The organism is Streptomyces sp. NPDC034085, assembly GCF_055575555.1.
This window is the reverse complement of sequence record NZ_JBVISL010000005.1, coordinates 195,914-213,376: the sequence shown is the minus strand read 5'-3', so window position 1 is coordinate 213,376 and position 17,463 is coordinate 195,914. Positions and strand designations below refer to the sequence as shown.

The following is a 17,463-nucleotide window of genomic DNA, read 5'->3' as shown; positions in this document are numbered from 1 at the left end:
GTGGTGCCTACCGGGGGCCGGTGCGGACTCTCACCCCACCCAACGGATCCTACGGCGCGCGCATTCCCCGCTTGTCCCCCTCCGGCTCCCAACGCGCGGGGCACCACCCCCCGTACCCGTCAGCTACGGGGATATGTGCTGGTCAGCAGGGGCTGGCCGGGGGTCTGCGCGGGATCGTCCGCGCAGTCGGCGGCCACGAGATAGGCATCGACCCGGGCCGGGTCCCCCGAGTGGGGCAGCACGACGAGGTAGGCGGGCTTGCCCTGGTAGCTGCCGCGTTCGGCGGCGACCGGGGGTTCGGTGCGCCCGGTCGCCCGCTGGACGCACTGCGGGACCGGTGCCGGCTCCGGCGAGGCCAGCCGGTCGGCGGGGGCCATACCGGGCGGGGTGTTCTCCAGTCCCATGGTCTTGTTGGTCTCACCCGGCGCGGTCCGGGGGGAGTTCCCCGCGGCCTCGCCGGCGAGGAGCTGCCGGACGCTCTGACCGAGTCCCTGGGCCGTGTACTCGCCGGGGGTGGCGGAGCCGGCGGAGGTCCTCGCCGTGTCGTTGCGCGTGGCGGTGTCGTGCGAGGCGCTGCCGCCCAGTCCGTTGAACAGCAGGACGCCGAGCGCGCAGGCGGCCGCTCCGGCCAGGCCGGTGAGGACGGCGATACGTCGCCGAGCCCGTCGACGGCCGGGGCCCGTTGGGCCGGACGGGTGACCGGTGGGCCGGTGGGCCTCGGCCCGGGCGGAGCGGCCGGCGCCGACCGGGGACGTTTCACGTGGAACATCGCTGTCAGCGTGCGGTTCGGCGGCGGGGGCGGCTTCGGCCCGGGAGGCCGTGGAGTCGAGGAGTGCCTCGGCGGCGAGGGCGGCGTCGATCCGGCCCGCGATGGCGGAGGGCATGCGCGGCGGCCCGGGAAGGGTGCCGAGGAGGGAGCGGATCTCCTCCAGGGAGGCCTGGACGTCCGCGCACAGGGCACAGCCGTCGAGATGGCCGCGCACCTCGGCGGTGCGGGACGGGGAGAGCAGGCCTTCGGTCAGGTCGGAGATCTCGGAGACCTCCGGGTGCCAGGTCGTGCCTGCAGTGCCGGTCGTGCCGGTTGTGGGGCTCACGGTCGTCCACCTCCGCCCTTCACAGCGTCTGGATCCGGTTCTGGATGCCTGGGATCTGCCGCAGGTGGGACGGATGTCCCCGGCGTCCGGTTCCTTCCCCGCTCCGAAGGGCTGTTATCCCCGGCATTCGAGCGCAGATGAGTGAGCAGCGGGAGGAGCTTGGCCCGGCCGCGCGCGCACCGGCTCTTCACGGTGCCGGTGGGGACGTCGAGGATGCGGGCGGCGTCGGCGACGGGGTATCCCTGCATGTCGACGAGGACGAGGGCGGCCCGCTGCTCGGCGGGGAGGGTGCTGAGGGCGGCCAGGAGCTGGCGGTGGAGGTCCTGGCGCTCCGCGGGGGCCTCGGCCGACTCGTGGGGCTCCAGGAGCCGCTCCAGGCGGTCCGTGTCGTCGAGGGGGGAGGTCCGGCGGGAGGCGGCCTTGCGGGCGCGGTCGAGGCAGGCGTTGACGGTGATGCGGTGCAGCCAGGTCGTCACGGCGGAGTCGCCCCGGAAGGTGTGGGCGGCCCGGTAGGCGGAGACCAGGGCGTCCTGCACGGCGTCGGCGGCCTCCTCGCGGTCGCCGAGGGTGCGCAGCGCGACGGCCCACAGCCGGTCGCGGTGGCGGCGTACCAGCTCTCCGAAGGCGTCGGGATCGCCGGCGACGTGCAGGGCCAGGAGGTCCTGGTCGCTGCGCTCGCCGGTCGCGGCTTCGTCCACCGCTGAGCCCCCTCCCCTGCCGTGCGTCAGCCCTTGAACTGCACGTCCGTGATGCCCTGCTTGTAGCCGGCGCCGCTGAAGTTGTCGTAGGGGGCGTACGGCATGGCCGTGATCCACACCAGCAGGTAGCGCGCCTTGACCGGCTTCTCCGCGGTGACCTTGACGCTGCTGTCCTTGGTGGTCGTGGCCGCGATCTTCTTCATCTGGCCGATGCTGCCCTTGGGCCGGTCGGCCGCGTACAACGTCAGGGTGGTGTGGTCTCCCGGGTACCTCAGCGCTATCGAGGCCTCGCTGACCTCCTGCTCAGAGCCGAGGTCGTAGACGATCCCGACGCCGGGCTTGATCACGACCTGGGGGCCGTCGGAGAAGCTCTTGGTCCGCCAGTAGCTGGAGGGGTCCCCGTCGTACGTCTTGCCGACGTCGCCGGCGTTCTGGGGGGTGCCGTCCGGCGCGTACTCCTGGGCGCCCTTGATGGAGAGCGGGACGGGCTCCTTCTTCGGCGCCGTGTCGTTGGGGCCCTGCTGCTGGGTCTGGGTGCTCTCGCCGTCGTTCGAGTTGCTGCGTTCCAGGAGGGTGTCGGCGAGCTGCCAGCTGCCGAGGCCCAGGGCGACGATCAGCAGGGCGGCGACGCCCCACTTCAGGGCGCGGCCGGTGCGGCTCTGCAAAGGCGGCGGCGGGACGGAGGCGACCGCCTGCGTGGTGGGCTGACCGACCGGCGCGGGCCGGCCGTAGGTGCCCTGCTGGTAGGTGGTCTGCTGGTACTCCGGGGGCGCGGTGAACGCGGGCTCCGGCGGCCGGATGCGGGGCATCGCGGCGACGGCCTTGGCGAGCTCCTCCGGGCTGGTGCAGGCGGGCTCCTGGCGGGACGCGGTCGCCCCGTCGTTGGCGAGGGCGCGCATGGCGAGCTCGCCGAGGCCCCGGTGGACGCCGGCGCGGACCTGGTCGGGGGCGAGCAGCCCGACGCCCTTGGGCAGGCCGCGCAGACCGTAGGCGTCGTTCTCGTAGGGCCAGCGCTGGGTGAGGGCGGCGTACAGCAGGGCGCCGATGGCCTCGGTGTCGGCGCGCTGCGGGGTGTCGCTGGTGATGCCGCGCAGGGCGGCGTTCACGGCGAGGCCGCGGATGCGGTACTGGCCCGTGGAGGTCCGCAGTATCGCGCTGGGCGTCAGGCGCAGGTGCGCCAGCCCCTCGCGGTGGGCGGCGGCCATGGCCTGGGAGACCTGGCTGACCAGCTGGTAGGCCTCGTGGGGTTCGAGGGTTCCGGCGGCGAGGACGGAGGTCAGTTCGGTGGCGTCGGGCAGCCACTCGTGGACGACGTAGACGAGGTCGTTCTCCTCGACGGCGTCGAGGACCTGGACGAACCGGGGGTCGCCGAGCAGGGCGGAGGAGCGGGCGGCGGCCAGGACGGTACGGGCCCTGGGGTGATCGGCGGGCAGCAGGTGGACGCCCACCGCGCGGCGCAGCTTCTCGTCCATCGCCCGCCAGCTGCTGAAGCCGTCCAAACGGGTGACGCACTCCTCCAGGCGGTAGCGCCGTGCGAGCTTGTGGCCGCTGTGGAGTTCGGGCGCGGCCGTGGGGGCCGCGCTCCTGCGTTCGCCGTCCTTCTCGGGCATGGGACCGTCCGAGGCTCGTCCGTTCTGGGTGTCCGCCCCGTCGGCCGTGGCCATCACCGCATCTGCGGCCAGCGGCTGGTCGCCGCTGTTGTCGGCCACGTCGACGGCAGCCGTGCTACGTTCCGCCACCGTCGTCCCTGCCTCCCCATCCGTTACGCGCTGTCGGCCAGTCTGCGAAGCCATGCCAATTGTGCCCACAGTCCGGTGCTATGCACGACACACGAAGGGGGGTGACGGTTGTGCGCATCAGCGCCCCAGACGTCCGCGGACCATTCCGACCATGGAATTGAGCTCCTCGATCCGCATCCGCTTGGCGGCGAGGAGGAACACGGCGCCGAGGACGATGGCACCCGCGACCAGAGCGGCGAGGGAACCGAGTGCTCCGTTACCCAGCCACCGCGTCACGCCGTAGGCAGCGGCGCCGCCCACGGCGGCAGCCGGGACGCAGGCGCCGATCAGGCGGGTGTAGGTGCGCATCACGTGCGCGCCGTCGAGGTCCCCGCCGAGGCGGGCCTTCAGGCGGCGCCAGGCCACGCCGACGCCCACGGCGTAGCCGAGGCCGTAGGCGGCGGCCATGCCGACGACGGCCCAGCGCGCCGGAAGGACGAAGAAGGCCAGGGCGGACACGCCGGCGTTGACGGCGGCCACGATGACGGTGTTGTAGAAGGGGGTGCGGGTGTCCTCGTAGGCGTAGAAGCCGCGCAGGACCACGTACTGGACGGAGTACGGGATCAGGCCGAGGCCGAAGGCCATCAGGATGAAGCCGATGTTGGTGGCGTCGTCGGCGCCGGTGCTGGCGTAGAGCAGCGTCGACATCGGTACGCCCAGCGCGAGGAAGGCGAAGGCGCAGGGGACGATCGCCACGGCCGAGGTGCGCAGGCCGTAGGAGATGTCATCGCGGACGGCGGCGGCGTCCCCGTCGTGGGCGGAGCGGGAAATGCGGGGCAGGACGGCCGTCATGACGGAGACGGTGATGATGGCCTGCGGCATCTGCCAGAGCAGCAGGGCGTAGTTGTAGCCGGTGATGCCGGTACCGCCGTGGCCCTGCTTGTCGGCGATCTCGCCGGCCCAGGTGGCGAGCTGGGTCACGACGACGAGGCCGAGCTGGTTGGCGAGGACGAAGAAGAAGGTCCACTTGGCCAGTCCGGCGGCCTTGCCCAGGCCGTGGCCCTTCCAGTCGAAGCGCAGGCGCATCTTGAAGCCCGCGTCGCGCAGGTAGGGCAGCATCGCCAGGGACTGGACGACGAGGCCGAGCAGGGTGCCGATGCCCAGCAGGCGGACGCCCTCGGGGGTGATGGTCGACTCGGAGACACCGGTGAGGGTGAAGCCGCCGAAGGCCCAGATGAAGGCGGCGAAGGTGGTGATGACGACGATGTTGTTGAGGACGGGGGTCCACATCATCGCCCCGAACCGGCCGCGGGCGTTGAGGATCTGACCGAGGACCACGTGCACGCCCATGAAGAACATGGTGGGCAGGCAGTAGTGGGCGAAGGCGACCGCGACCTCGAGTCGCTGCGGATCGCCGGCGATCTTCTGGGACATCATCCCGATGAACAGCGGGGCCGCGAGGACGCAGATGGTGGTGACCGCGCCGAGCAGGACCACCACGAGGGTGAGGAGGCGGTTCGCGTAGGCCTCGCCGCCGTCGTCGTCGTTCTTCATGGCGCGCACGAGCTGCGGGATGAAGACCGCGTTGAGGGCGCCGCCGCCGACCAGGACGTAGATCATCGTCGGCAGGGTGTTGGCGACCTGGTAGGAGTCGTTGAGGGTGGTGACGCCGATGGCACCCGCGATCACCAGGGTGCGGGCGAAGCCGGTGATGCGGGAGACGATCGTGCCGGCCGCCATCAGGGCGCTCGACTTCATCAGGCTGGCGGCCTTGCCCGCGGGCTTGGCCGGTGCCGGGGCGGCGACGGGGGCGTCTTCGGCAGGAGCGCCGGGGGCGGCCTGCTGGTCGCGGTAGAGGTGCGTGAAGGCGTCCGACGCGGGCTCCTCCTCCTCTGCGGCCCGGGTCACGAGCGAGTCCACCCCGACGAACTGCGTCGTCGCCGCGCGGTCGCCGTAGGGCAGGTGGCGGGAGGGGCCGTCCGGCTCGGGCGGCGGGGTCTGGGCCCACACGCGCGGGTCGGGACCGTGCGAGGACGACTGGGGGGCCGCGTAGAGCGGGCCGGGCTCCTGGTAGGTGCCCGGCGGCGGCGGGGGGTGGGAGGCCCGGTCGTAGAGGGCCTCGGCCACGGGGTCCTGGGCCGACAGGTCCTGCGACCGGTAGGGGTCGTAGTCGTAGGCGTCCTGGACGTACGGGTCGTGGTCCGGCGCGGGCGCGGGCGCCGGAACCTGTCCGGGCACCGGAGCGCCCGGGGCAGTGCCCTGGGAGGGCATCGGCCCACCAGTGCCCTGCGCGCGGTCACCGTCGTACGGCGCGTTCATCGCAACCCCACCTCATCGTCCCCAGGCCGACCGGCCACGGCATCGCTCAACGGTCCACTGTCTCACCCGTGCCGGAACCCTCGGTGCTTTGCGGTCCGGTGTCCGTGGTCCCGTCACTCGGCTGCGTGCTCTCCTCTGCGGCCGCGCGCGCGGCGACGCGCTTGCGGCTGGCGTACATCTTGATGCCCGCCAGGACGAGGAGGAGCACACCGCCGGCGATGACGAGCATGACGGTGGGGGTGATCTCGGTGGCCTCGACAGTGAACGTGCGTTCCTTGCCGTACGGCACGCCGTCCTTGGTGTACAGGCGCACCGTGACCTCGACCGGACCACTCGCGGTGGCGTTGGCGGTGAACTTTACCGTCTGGCTGTGCCCGCCCTGAACGGTGACTTCCTGCTCGCCTTCGCCGAACATCAGACGGGTCGGGTTGGCGGACTTCACGCGCAGCACGAGGTTGTGGACGTCCTGGACGAGGCCGTTCTGGACGCTCACCGGAATGGTCGCGCTGTGGCCGGACAGGGTGGCGTCTGACTTGGGGATGACCTTGACCTTGTCGGTCAGCCCGATCAGGTAGTCCTGGACCTGGTCCCGGTACCGGGCGGCCTCCTCGGGCCGGCCGCGCCAGGTGGTGGACATCTCCCGGTTCGTGGTGTTGCCGAAGGGGATCTCGACGCGGTCCGGTGCCGAGAGGATGACCTTGAAGTGGTCGAGGGTGTTCTGCGTGGTGCGGATCCCCTCGAACGCGGAGACCGGCAGTTCCTGCTTGCTCAAGGCCTCCGGGTACAGGCCCGCGCCGGGGACCTGGGTCGCGGCGCCGGGGTCGGGCTTCGCCGCGGCCGCCGCCTCCAGGTCGGAGGGCTGCGTCCAGCGGGCGGCCTGGAGCCCGCGCAGGGCGGTGGCCATCGTGTCGGCCTGGCTGGCCGACGGCCTGCGTTGGGGCGTGACCACGTAGCTGCGCGGCTCGTCGCTGTTGTGCAGGTTCAGGGCGAGGCTGTGGGCCAGGAACCGCTGCACGGCGAGCGTGGAGTTCCCGGCGGCGGTCATGTCGCCCTCGAAGGCGGTGGAGAGGTCGGCGTCGGCCACCACGGCGGTGGCACCGGCGCCGATCGGACGGGCGGCCGTCGGGCTGTAGCCGAGGGCGCCGGTCTCCTGGAGGCTGTCGCTGCGGGTCAGGACGTTGTGCGCACCGGCCGACGTGGCGACGTTGACGATCGAGGGGTCGATCGCGCCGTCCACCGGCCAGGAGAAGTCGGTGGACGGGGTGACGTGCAGCACCGTCTCGACGGCCTGCTTCGCCTTGTCGGTGGCGGGCCGCAGCTGGCCCAGGGTGCCCGAGACGTCCTTGCCGCGATGGGCCAGGGAGGCGATGTCCGGGTCGGCGAAGGGCAGTGCGACGACCTTCTTGCCCTGGACGGCGGTCTCCAGCGCGCTGAGCCACTGCTCGGCGACGGCCTTGTTCCTGCCCTGTACGGGCTTCCCGTCCGGGTCGGAGCTGCGGACCCGGTAGCCCTTGGTCATGGCGTCGACCGTGGTGAGCAGGTCGGGGTCGATGACCCAGGTGACGGGCAGGTCCTTGCCGAGCGCGACCATCCGCTCCAGGCGGCCGCCCGGGCGGAGCTCGTCGGCGAGGGATTCGTCGAGGAAGACGGGTGTCTGGAGTTCGTCCGAGCCGGTTTCCGCCGTGACGTGCGTGGTGGAGATCAGCGGCCACACGTAGGTGAGGGACGACCGCTTGGCGGCGGGGTCCGGCTGCCAGGGCAGGAAGGTCCGCTGGATGCCCAGGACCTGCTCGTTCGGGCGGCTCTCGGTCGACCCGGACAGGGAGACGCCGAGCTGGTAGACCCCGTCCGCCCCCAGCTCGAGCTTGTTGACCGGCACCTTGATCGTGAACTGCCGGCCGACCTTGGAGGTCAGCGAGTCGATCTTCACGGCGAAGGCCGAGTCGATCTCCCCCGGGTCCACGCCGGGCCGGAAGCCCTTGCGGTCCGCGACCTCGCCGATCGCCGACCGGTCTCCCAGCCGGGGCCCGACCCGCAGTCCCACGTGGGCGTTCCTGATCGTCTCCGAGCCGTTGTTGACCACGGTGCCGGAGATGGTGAGCGTGTCGCTCTTGACCGGAGCGTTCGGCGTCACCTCGGTCAGCTGGACGTCGACCGGTGCCTCGGCGGCCTGTGCGGCGGGGGCGGGGGCGTACACCAGGGCGGCCAGCACCGGCGTCCCGCCGAGCAGGACGACTGCCCGCCGCAGCCAGCGGCGCCGGGCAGGGACGGGGGCCGTCCCCTGGTTGTCTGCCGCCTCGGCCACGCGTTCGCCCGTCCCTCGAAGTGTCAGTGGTCGTCGGTTCTGCGTCCACGCATGGTAACGAGAGGCGCTGTGTGCGAGTGCCGCGCCTTGCTCCACATGATCGGTTCCGCTTCGTCGCCGCCGACGGCGGGGTGCCCGTGAAACGGGGGAGCCCGCGCCGGGCGGGCCACGTACCCTTTTCTGTTGTGTCGAACGCCAATGAAGACAACCCCAGTGCCCTGAGTCAGGTGCAGCGCCGCGCGGTCAGTGAACTGCTGCGGGTCGCTCCTGTCGCCGACGAGCTCGGCCGCCGGTTCCAGGAGGCGGGCTTCCGCCTCGCCCTGGTCGGCGGGTCCGTCCGCGACGCGCTGCTCGGGCGTCTCGGCAACGACCTCGACTTCACCACCGACGCGCGTCCCGAGGCCGTACTGAAGATCATGCGGCCGTGGGCCGACTCCCTCTGGGACGTCGGCATCGCCTTCGGCACCGTCGGGGCGCAGCGCGACGGGTTCCAGATCGAGGTGACCACGTACCGCTCCGAGGCGTACGACCGCACCTCGCGCAAGCCCGAGGTCTCCTATGGCGACTCCATCGAGGAGGACCTGGTCCGACGGGACTTCACGGTCAACGCCATGGCCCTCGCGCTTCCGGAGCAGGAGTTCGTCGACCCGCACGGCGGGCTGGAGGACCTGGCCGCCGGCGTGCTGCGCACGCCCGGCACGCCGGAGGACTCCTTCTCCGACGATCCGCTGCGCATGCTGCGCGCCGCCCGGTTCGCCGCTCAGCTGGACTTCGAGGTCGCTCCCGAGGTCGTGTCGGCCATGAAGGCGATGTCCAACCGGATCGAGATCGTCTCGGCCGAGCGCGTCCAGGGCGAGCTGAACAAGCTGCTGCTCTCGGCGCACCCCCGCAAGGGGCTGGGGCTGCTCGTGGACACCGGTCTGGCCGACCGGGTGCTGCCCGAGCTGCCGGCCCTGCGCCTGGAGCGGGACGAGCACCACCGGCACAAGGACGTCTACGACCACTCGCTGATCGTCCTGGAGCAGGCGATCGACCTGGAGGAGGACGGCCCGGACCTGGTGCTCCGCCTCGCTGCCCTGCTGCACGACATCGGCAAGCCCCGCACGCGCCGCTTCGAGAGCGACGGCCGCGTCTCCTTCCACCACCACGAGGTGGTCGGGGCGAAGATGACCAAGAAGCGCATGACGGCGCTGAAGTACTCCAACGACATGGTCAAGGACGTGTCCCGGCTGGTGGAGCTGCACCTGCGCTTCCACGGGTACGGGGACGGGGAGTGGACCGACTCGGCGGTGCGCCGCTACGTCCGCGACGCGGGACCGCTGCTGGACCGGCTGCACAAGCTGACCCGGTCGGACTGCACCACGCGCAACAAGCGCAAGGCCAGCGCGCTCTCCCGTACCTATGACGGCCTGGAGGCGCGGATCGCGCAGCTCCAGGAGCAGGAGGAGCTGGATGCGATCCGTCCCGACCTCAACGGGAACGAGATCCAGCAGATCCTGGGGATCGGGCCGGGCCCGGCGGTGGGCAAGGCTTACGCCTTCCTGCTGGAGCTGAGGCTGGAGCACGGCCCGATGGGCCACGACGCGGCGGTGGCGGCCCTCAAGGAGTGGTGGGCCGACCAGGCCCCCCAGGCCTGAAGCGGGACCCACCGCATCGGTGTTTCACGTGAAACATCGATGCCCCCCGCAGGATGTGCTGCTTCCCGCCGGGCCGGGATCCTTGAGGACGCGGTGTTTCACGAGGGCGATGTTTCACGTGAAACACCGCCCCGGCGCCGGCCCCGCAGGAAACCGGCCGTGGCCGCGTAGAGCAGGGCCACGCCGAGGAGCAGGGCGACGGACCGGCCGTCGGTGGGGAGCATGAGGGACGCCACCGCGGCCGCTCCGACGAAGGCGATGTTGAAGAGCACGTCGTAGACGGAGAAGACCCGCCCCCGGAACTCGTCCGCCACCCGCGACTGGAGGACCGTGTCCGTGGAGATCTTGGCCCCCTGGGTGGCGAGGCCGAGCACGAAGGCGGCCACGAGCATGGGCCCGGGCGCGAAGAACAGGCCGAGCGCGGGCACCAGCACGGCCGCGCCCGCCGAGCAGGCGGTGATCCAGCCCAGGGGACCGAGCCGGTGCACCAGCCACGGGGTGACGAGGGCGGCCGCGAAGAACCCGGCTCCGGACACCCCCACGGCGATCCCCAGCAGGGCCAGCCCGTCGGACTCGTTGTCGGACCAGGAGTAGCGGCAGAGCATCAGCAGCATCACGGTCAGGGCCCCGTAGCAGAACCGCATCAGGGTCATCGCGGTCAGCGCCCGTGCGGCCTCCCGCCGGCCGGCCAGGTGCCGCAGGCCTTCCGCCATGCCCCGCACGGTGAGGACGATCCCCTCGCCGACCGAAGGGTGGGCCGGCCCCTCCCGGTGGTCGGGGCCGAGGAGCCCGACGGCCAGGCGCAGCGCGGCCAGGGCCGCGCACAGGTAGAGGGCGGCGCCGAGCAGCACGACGAGGGCGTTGGACCCCGAGGCCAGCAGGCGGACCAGGAAGGCCAGGCCTCCCCCGGCGACGGCCGCGAGCGTTCCGGCGGTGGGCGAGAGGGCGTTGGCGGTGACCAGCTGGTCGGAGCGGACGACATGGGGCAGGGACGCGGCCAGCCCGGCCAGGACGAAGCGGTTGACGGCGGTCACGGACAGGGCCGAGGCGTAGAAGAGCCAGTCGGGGACCTGGACGACGATCAGCAGGCCGGTCACGCAGGCGAGGAAGGCCCGCAGCAGGTTGCCGTAGAGGAAGACCTGGCGCCGGCGCCACCGGTCCAGCAGCACCCCGGCGAAGGGGCCGATCGCCGAATAGGGCAGCAGCAGTACCGCCATGGCCGAGGCGATGGCCGCGGGCGAGGTCTGCTTCTCGGGGGAGAAGACCACGAAGGTGGCGAGCGCGACCTGGTAGACGCCGTCGGCGGCCTGGGAGAGCAGCCTCACGGCGAGCAGGTTGCGGAAGTCCCTCAGGCGCAGGAGTACGCGCAGATCACCTACGACAGGCATGAGGGCAAGGGTCACACACACCGAGGGTCCCCGGACACATTGTCCGGGGACCCTCGGTGGAAGAGCGGTCGAAGACCAGGTGTCCGCAGACCCCGGGGTGCGACTAGCGCTCGACCTCGCCCTTGATGAACTTCTCGACGTTGGCGTAGGCCTCGTCGTCGAAGTACTGGACCGGCGGGGACTTCATGAAGTAGCTGGACGCCGACAGGATCGGGCCGCCGATGCCGCGGTCCTTGGCGATCTTCGCGGCACGCAGCGCGTCGATGATGACACCGGCGGAGTTCGGGGAGTCCCACACCTCGAGCTTGTACTCGAGGTTCAGCGGGACGTCGCCGAAGGCGCGGCCCTCAAGGCGGACGTAGGCCCACTTGCGGTCGTCGAGCCACGCGACGTAGTCGGACGGGCCGATGTGGACGTTCTTCTCGCCGAGCTCCCGGTCGGGGATCTGCGAGGTGACGGCCTGCGTCTTGGAGATCTTCTTCGACTCGAGGCGGTCGCGCTCGAGCATGTTCTTGAAGTCCATGTTGCCGCCGACGTTGAGCTGCATGGTGCGCTCGAGCCGGACACCGCGGTCCTCGAACAGCTTCGCCATCACGCGGTGCGTGATGGTGGCGCCGACCTGGGACTTGATGTCGTCACCGACGATCGGGACACCGGCCTCGGTGAACTTGTCGGCCCACTCCTTGGTGCCGGCGATGAAGACCGGGAGGGCGTTGACGAAGGCGACCTTGGCGTCGATGGCGCACTGGGCGTAGAACTTCGCCGCCTCTTCGGAGCCGACCGGAAGGTAGCAGACGAGAACGTCGACCTGGCGGTCCTTGAGGACCTGGACCACGTCGACCGGAGCCTCGGCGGACTCCTCGATGGTCATGCGGTAGTACTTGCCCAGGCCGTCCAGGGTGTGGCCGCGCTGGACGGTCACGCCCGAGTTCGGGACGTCGCAGATCTTGATGGTGTTGTTCTCGCTGGCGCCGATGGCGTCCGAAAGGTCGAGGCCGACCTTCTTCGCGTCGACGTCGAACGCGGCGACGAACTCGACGTCACCCACGTGGTAGTCGCCGAACTGGACGTGCATCAGACCGGGGACCTTGGCCGCCGGGTCGGCGTCCTTGTAGTACTCGACGCCCTGCACCAGCGAGGCGGCGCAGTTGCCCACGCCGACGATGGCTACGCGAACCGAACCCATTCCGGTTGCTCCCTGTTTGTTCTCGGAACGAGGCCTGCGAGATACAGGCCTCACTTTGCAGTTTCGTCGGGCGGGCCGGACCGTCTCCGGTCCCGTCCCGCCCTCTCGCTCTCGATGAGCTCGTTCAGCCAGCGCACTTCACGCTCGACGGATTCCATTCCGTGCCGCTGCAGCTCGAGCGTGTAGTCGTCCAGGCGCTCCCGTGTACGGGCGAGCGAGGCGCGCATCTTCTCCAGGCGCTCCTCCAGCCGGCTTCGGCGGCCCTCCAGTACCCGCATCCGCACCTCTCGTTCGGTCTGACCGAAGAAGGCGAAGCGGGCGGCGAAGGACTCGTCCTCCCAGGTGTCGGGGCCGGTGTGGGACAGGAGCTCTTCGAAGTGCTCCTTACCTGCTGCCGTCAACCGGTAGACGATCTTGGCGCGGCGCCCTGCGAGTGAAGCGGCGAGAGCGTCTTCCGGGGCGTTGCCCGGTTCTTCGATCAACCAGCCGTTTGAGACCAGAGTCTTGAGGCAGGGGTAGAGAGTCCCGTAGCTGAACGCCCTGAACACTCCCAGCGAGGTGTTGAGCCGCTTGCGGAGCTCGTAACCGTGCATGGGGGATTCACGGAGCAGGCCGAGGACGGCGAACTCGAGGATGCCTGAGCGCCTGCTCATCCGCCTACCCCTCTCTGCCCCGGAGTTTATGTCGTCTGGATGTATCGGCCCGATACATCCAGACGATAGATCGCGTTGCTCCAGGCGACAAGCGGTGGCGTAGTGACCGGCGTCACATCACCGATTCGTACGACGCAAGTTGCCTGATTTGGGGTGACCTTCGGCACTGGTTGGGTTTTGGCCGTGCGTAGTCTGTGCTGCAGGACAACCGGGGGGAACCGGAATCACCTGCCGCTTCCAGGCCACTCGCCTGCCCGAGGAGTAGTCGTTCGATGAGCGAGCACCGCCGTAAACCGCCGCAGTCCCAGGGTGGCGGCCGCGCCGCGTCCCGTCGGGCTGCACCGCAGCGCCCCGGCCGGGGCGCCGTTCCCGGCCGTGACCTCCCCGCCGCGCCGCCCGGCGGGCCCTACGCGGAGCACAGCGCCCACAGCAGCCGCGCCGACGCCCGCCGCGCCGCCCCGCGGGGTGCCGCCGGCCGCGGACGCGCAGGTGGGCAGGGCGGCGGGGGCGGGAAGGGAGGCAGCCGGCTCATCGACTACCCGCGTGCGGGCAAGCTGGGCTGGAAGCGCTTCGTACCGTCCTGGAAGCTGGTCGGCGGGAGCTTCCTCGGCTTCTTCGCGGTCATCTTCGCCGGGGCCGGCATCGGTATCGCCAGTGTGAACACGCCGGACGCCAACAAGGCCGCCAAGGCGCAGAACAACGTCTTCCAGTGGGCCGACGGCACCCAGATGGTCGCCACCGGCGGGAGCACGAACCGGCAGATCGTCCCGATCGACCAGATCCCCCTGTCCATGCGGAACGCCGTGATCGCGGCGGAGAACGAGTCGTTCGAAACGGACAAGGGCGTCGACCCGATGGGCATCGCCCGGGCCGTGGTGAACATGGCCACGGGCGGCTCGACGCAGGGTGGCTCCACGATCACCCAGCAGTACGTCAAGAACATGTACCTCGATTCCGAGCAGACGCTCAAGCGCAAGGTCACCGAGCTCTTCATCGCGATCAAGCTGGGGGTCAGCGAGGAGAAGGACGTCGTCCTCGCGGGCTACCTCAACACCGCCTACTACGGCCGGGACGCCTACGGCATCCAGGCCGCCGCCCGCGCCTACTTCGGCAAGGACGCCAAGGACCTCGACCCGTCCCAGAGCGCCTTCCTCGCCTCCATGCTCAAGGGCCCCAACCTCTACAACCCGGACGGCGGCATCGGCCCCGCGGCCACCCCGGAAGCCAACGAGAAGCGCGCCCGGCTCCGCTGGGCCTGGGTGCTCGACCGCGAGGTCGCGGTGGGCCGCATGACGCAGTCCGAGCGGGACAAGTACAAGGAGTTCCCCGCGCGGGTGGACTCCGAGCAGGCCCGCGGCATGTCCGGCCAGACCGGCTACCTCGTCGAGGTGGCCAAGCAGTACGTCATGAAGACCGCCGGCATCACCGCCGAGAAGATGGCGCTCGGCGGCTACACGATCACCACCACCTTCCAGAAGCCCAGGGTGGACGCCCTGGTCAAGGCGGTGGAGGACACCCGCAACGACTTCCTCGACGAGAAGAAGCGCCCGCAGTACGACACCTTCGTGCAGTTCGGGGCCGCCTCCGTGGACGTCAAGACCGGGGCGATCGTGGCCCTGTACGGCGGCCCCGGCTGGGACCACAAGTACTTCGCCAACAACGCCAACACCTCCGGCGTCCCCGTCGGCTCGACCTGGAAGCCGTACGTCCTCGCTGCCGCCATGCAGTACGGCACGCAGAACTCCAAGGGCGCGGGCATCTCGGTCGACAGCAAGTACAACGCCGACGACCTCACCGTGATCAACAACCGTGAGGGCAAGCCGCTGCTCGCCAACGACGGGACGCCGTTCCGGCAGAAGAACGAGAGCGAGTACCCCTACGGCTACGTGACGCTCAACGAGGCGATGGAGAAGTCCATCAACGTCCCGTTCGCCCAGCTCGTCTTCGACGTCGGCCACAGCAAGGTCCGCGAGGTCGCCAAGGCGACCGGGATCCTGGAGGAGTCGATGGACAAGAACAACAACGCCTCCTTCGCCCTCGGCACCTCGACGCCCAGCGCCATCCGCATGGCCGACTCCTACGCCACCTTCGCCGCCTCCGGCACCCACCGGGAGCCCTTCTCGGTGACGAAGGTCGTCAGGGACGGCAAGGACATTCCCGGCTTCGCGCCGCCCAGGGAATCCCGCGCCATGGACGACTCCATCGCGGACAACATCACCAAGGTGCTGCGCAACGTCGTCGAGAACGGCACCGGAACCAAGGCGAAGAAGCTGGGCCGCCCCGCCGCGGGCAAGACCGGCACCACCGACCTGAACAAGTCGGCCTGGTTCGTCGGGTACACCCCCGAGCTGTCCACCTCGGTCACCCTCTTCCGCAACGACCCGACCTCCAAGAACAAGGAGCTCATGTCCATGAACCACGTGGGCGGGGTCGACTCCATCCACGGTGGTGACATTCCGGCGGCCATCTGGACCGAGTACATGCGCGAGGCGCTCAAGGGCACCCCGGTCAAGGACTTCCCGGAGGCCGAGGACATCGGCGTCATCGCGGACGCGGCCGGCGCGCCCCAGCCGACCCCTTCGGCCGTCCCCTCGCCCTCCACCTCGGCGCCGTCGCCCTCGCCCAGCACCTCGCCGTCGGTCTCGCCGTCGCCGTCCGGCGACGGCAAGCCGACCTGCAAGCCCAGGCCCTGGAACCTGAACTGCGACCCCTCGGTCACCGGCGGTACGAACCGCGGAGCCGACGGCGGCACCACCTCCGGCGGGTTCCCCGACGGCGGTACCACCGGCGAGCCCTCCCGGTCCGCCACCACCCGTCCCGGCCGGCCGGGAGGCTCGACCAGCTGGGGAAGCATCATGGGCGCCTCCGGCTGACCCCGAACCGCCCGACCCGGGAGGGCCGTCGCACACCGTGCGGCGGCCCTCCCACGCGTACGGCCCGGTACGGCAGGATGGGCGCCATGACCAAGGTGCACGAGGACCGGCCCGTACCACCCACCCGGCAGGACGAGGTCGCCGCCGCCGGCAGCGAGCTCATCGGGGGACCGGCCGGCCGTCACGCCCGGCTGGGCGGCCACTGGCTGAGCCCCGTCCGCGTCGTGGTCCTCGTGGCCCTCGGCATGTTCGCGCTGGGCATGGCGCAGAAGCTGCCCTGCTACGACTGGGCCTGGTTCCGGGGAGCGGCCTCGCAGTACACCCACGCCTGCTACTCCGACATCCCGCACCTGTACTCCGCCCGCGGCTTCGCCGACGGCCTCGTGCCCTACCTCGACCGCTTCCCCGACATCGCCACCGACCCGAAGTACGGCGGCATGCAGTACCTCGAGTACCCGGTGCTCACCGGTGCCTTCATGCAGGTCGCCTCCTGGATGACGCCGACCGCCGGCTCCGTCCAGCACCGCGAGCAGATGTACTGGATGGTCAACGCGGGCATGCTGATGGTCTGCGCCGCGGTCATCGCCGTCTGCGTCGCGCGCACCCACCGGCACCGGCCCTGGGACGCCCTGCTGCTCGCGCTGGCGCCCGCCTTCGCGCTCAACGCGACCATCAACTGGGACCTGCCGGCCGTCGCGCTCGCCGCCGTCGCGATGCTGATGTGGTCCCGCAGCCGCCCGCTGCTCGCCGGTGTCTTCATCGGCCTGGCGACCGCGGCCAAGCTCTATCCCGTCCTCCTGCTCGGAGTGCTGTTCGTGCTGTGCTGGCGGGCCGGGAAGTGGCGGGCGTTCGCTGCCGCCGCCCTCGGCGCGGCCGCCTCCTGGCTCCTGGTGAACGGCCCCGTCATGTACGTCGCCTGGGACGGCTGGAAGCGGTTCTACGAGTTCAGCCAGGAGCGGCCCATCGACTTCGGCTCCGTCTGGCTGCTGATCTCCCAGCGCACCGGCAACCCGCTCGAAGACGCCAACACCTACGCGACCGGGCTGACCCTGCTCCTGTGCCTCGGCATCGGCCTGCTCACCCTGACCGCACCCAGGCGCCCGCGCTTCGCCCAGCTGGCCTTCCTGGTCGTCGCCGCCTTCATCCTGGCCAACAAGGTGTACTCACCCCAGTACGTGCTGTGGCTCGTACCGCTCGCCGCGCTGGCCCGGCCCCGCTGGCGGGACTTCCTGATCTGGCAGGCCGGCGAGATCGCGTACTACCTCGGGATCTGGTTCTACCTGGCCTACACGAGCAGCGGTGACAAGCACCAGGGGCTGCCCGTGGAGGGCTACCAGCTGGCCATCGCCGCCCACCTGCTGGCCACGCTGTACCTGTGCGCCGTCGTCGTACGGGACATCGTGCTGCCCGAGCGCGACGTCGTACGCCGCGACGGCTCGGACGACCCCTCCGGCGGCGTCCTGGACGGGGCCGAGGACGTGTTCACGCTGTCGGAACGGGCGAAGGCGCCGCATGACGCGGCGCCTTCGGAGGGACAGCGGGTCGCCTGGGGCGTGGACCCCAGGGACTGACCGGGCGGGCGGCCCGGCCGG

11 protein-coding genes are annotated in these 17,463 nt (G+C 70.9%); 3 read left to right on the top strand and 8 right to left on the bottom strand.

Translation table 11 applies throughout. The features are described from left to right. Window positions 1–119: 119 nt before the first annotated feature. The 5 genes from ACZ501_RS19640 to ACZ501_RS19620 form a co-directional block, all read right to left on the bottom strand. Window positions 120–1,094, bottom strand: coding sequence for an anti-sigma factor (locus ACZ501_RS19640; RefSeq protein WP_468796895.1), 975 nt, complete (start codon window positions 1,092–1,094; stop codon window positions 120–122). Further along, window positions 1,091–1,792: an RNA polymerase sigma factor SigM gene (sigM, locus tag ACZ501_RS19635; protein ID WP_468796892.1), complete on the bottom strand. Its 702-nt coding sequence runs from the start codon at window positions 1,790–1,792 to the stop codon at window positions 1,091–1,093. Before sigM ends, ACZ501_RS19640 begins: the two co-directional genes overlap by 4 nt. Window positions 1,793–1,818: 26 nt before the next feature. Then, complete coding sequence (locus tag ACZ501_RS19630; RefSeq protein WP_468796889.1) at window positions 1,819–3,531, bottom strand: protein kinase family protein; 1,713 nt, start codon at window positions 3,529–3,531, stop codon at window positions 1,819–1,821. Between the two features lie 117 nt (window positions 3,532–3,648). Then, window positions 3,649–5,829, bottom strand: a complete 2,181-nt coding sequence (gene murJ, locus ACZ501_RS19625) for a murein biosynthesis integral membrane protein MurJ (protein WP_361595704.1) — start codon at window positions 5,827–5,829, stop codon at window positions 3,649–3,651. A 46-nt stretch (window positions 5,830–5,875) separates the two neighbouring features. Then, window positions 5,876–8,134 carry a DUF6049 family protein gene (locus ACZ501_RS19620; protein WP_361595701.1) on the bottom strand — a complete coding sequence of 753 codons (2,259 nt, stop codon included), beginning with the start codon at window positions 8,132–8,134 and terminating at the stop codon, window positions 5,876–5,878. A gap of 185 nt (window positions 8,135–8,319) precedes the next feature. Here ACZ501_RS19620 and ACZ501_RS19615 point away from each other — a divergent pair, with 185 nt between their 5' ends. Further along, entirely contained in the window at window positions 8,320–9,771 is a 1,452-nt protein-coding gene (locus tag ACZ501_RS19615; RefSeq protein ID WP_468796886.1) for a CCA tRNA nucleotidyltransferase, read from the top strand. Window positions 9,772–9,869: 98 nt separating this feature from the next. Here the strand turns inward: ACZ501_RS19615 and ACZ501_RS19610 are convergent, their stop codons facing one another. From ACZ501_RS19610 to ACZ501_RS19600, 3 genes are all read right to left on the bottom strand, one after another. Then, the gene (locus ACZ501_RS19610) at window positions 9,870–11,159 is read right to left on the bottom strand and encodes an MFS transporter (protein ID WP_361595695.1); all 1,290 of its coding nucleotides are present in this window, start codon (window positions 11,157–11,159) and stop codon (window positions 9,870–9,872) included. Window positions 11,160–11,262: 103 nt separating this feature from the next. Further along, window positions 11,263–12,345: an inositol-3-phosphate synthase gene (locus ACZ501_RS19605; protein ID WP_361595692.1), complete on the bottom strand. Its 1,083-nt coding sequence runs from the start codon at window positions 12,343–12,345 to the stop codon at window positions 11,263–11,265. Window positions 12,346–12,395: 50 nt separating this feature from the next. After that, window positions 12,396–12,998 (bottom strand): PadR family transcriptional regulator, encoded by a 603-nt coding sequence (locus ACZ501_RS19600; protein ID WP_361595689.1) that lies wholly within the window; start codon window positions 12,996–12,998, stop codon window positions 12,396–12,398. 272 nt (window positions 12,999–13,270) lie between these two features. Here ACZ501_RS19600 and ACZ501_RS19595 point away from each other — a divergent pair, with 272 nt between their 5' ends. After that, a complete protein-coding gene (locus ACZ501_RS19595) occupies window positions 13,271–15,871 on the top strand; it encodes a transglycosylase domain-containing protein (RefSeq protein WP_468796883.1) in 2,601 nt (866 codons plus the stop codon). An 86-nt stretch (window positions 15,872–15,957) separates the two neighbouring features. Continuing rightward, entirely contained in the window at window positions 15,958–17,442 is a 1,485-nt protein-coding gene (locus ACZ501_RS19590; RefSeq protein ID WP_468796881.1) for a glycosyltransferase family 87 protein, read from the top strand. The last annotated feature ends 21 nt before the right edge of the window (window positions 17,443–17,463 follow it).

Coding starts and splice junctions, on each gene's coding strand:
- murJ (WP_361595704.1), bottom strand. CDS start 5,829: ATGAACGCGCCGTACGACGGTGACCGCGCGCAGGGCACTGGTGGGCCG.
- ACZ501_RS19605 (WP_361595692.1), bottom strand. CDS start 12,345: ATGGGTTCGGTTCGCGTAGCCATCGTCGGCGTGGGCAACTGCGCCGCC.
- ACZ501_RS19610 (WP_361595695.1), bottom strand. CDS start 11,159: ATGCCTGTCGTAGGTGATCTGCGCGTACTCCTGCGCCTGAGGGACTTC.
- ACZ501_RS19595 (WP_468796883.1), top strand. CDS start 13,271: ATGAGCGAGCACCGCCGTAAACCGCCGCAGTCCCAGGGTGGCGGCCGC.
- ACZ501_RS19600 (WP_361595689.1), bottom strand. CDS start 12,998: ATGAGCAGGCGCTCAGGCATCCTCGAGTTCGCCGTCCTCGGCCTGCTC.
- ACZ501_RS19590 (WP_468796881.1), top strand. CDS start 15,958: ATGACCAAGGTGCACGAGGACCGGCCCGTACCACCCACCCGGCAGGAC.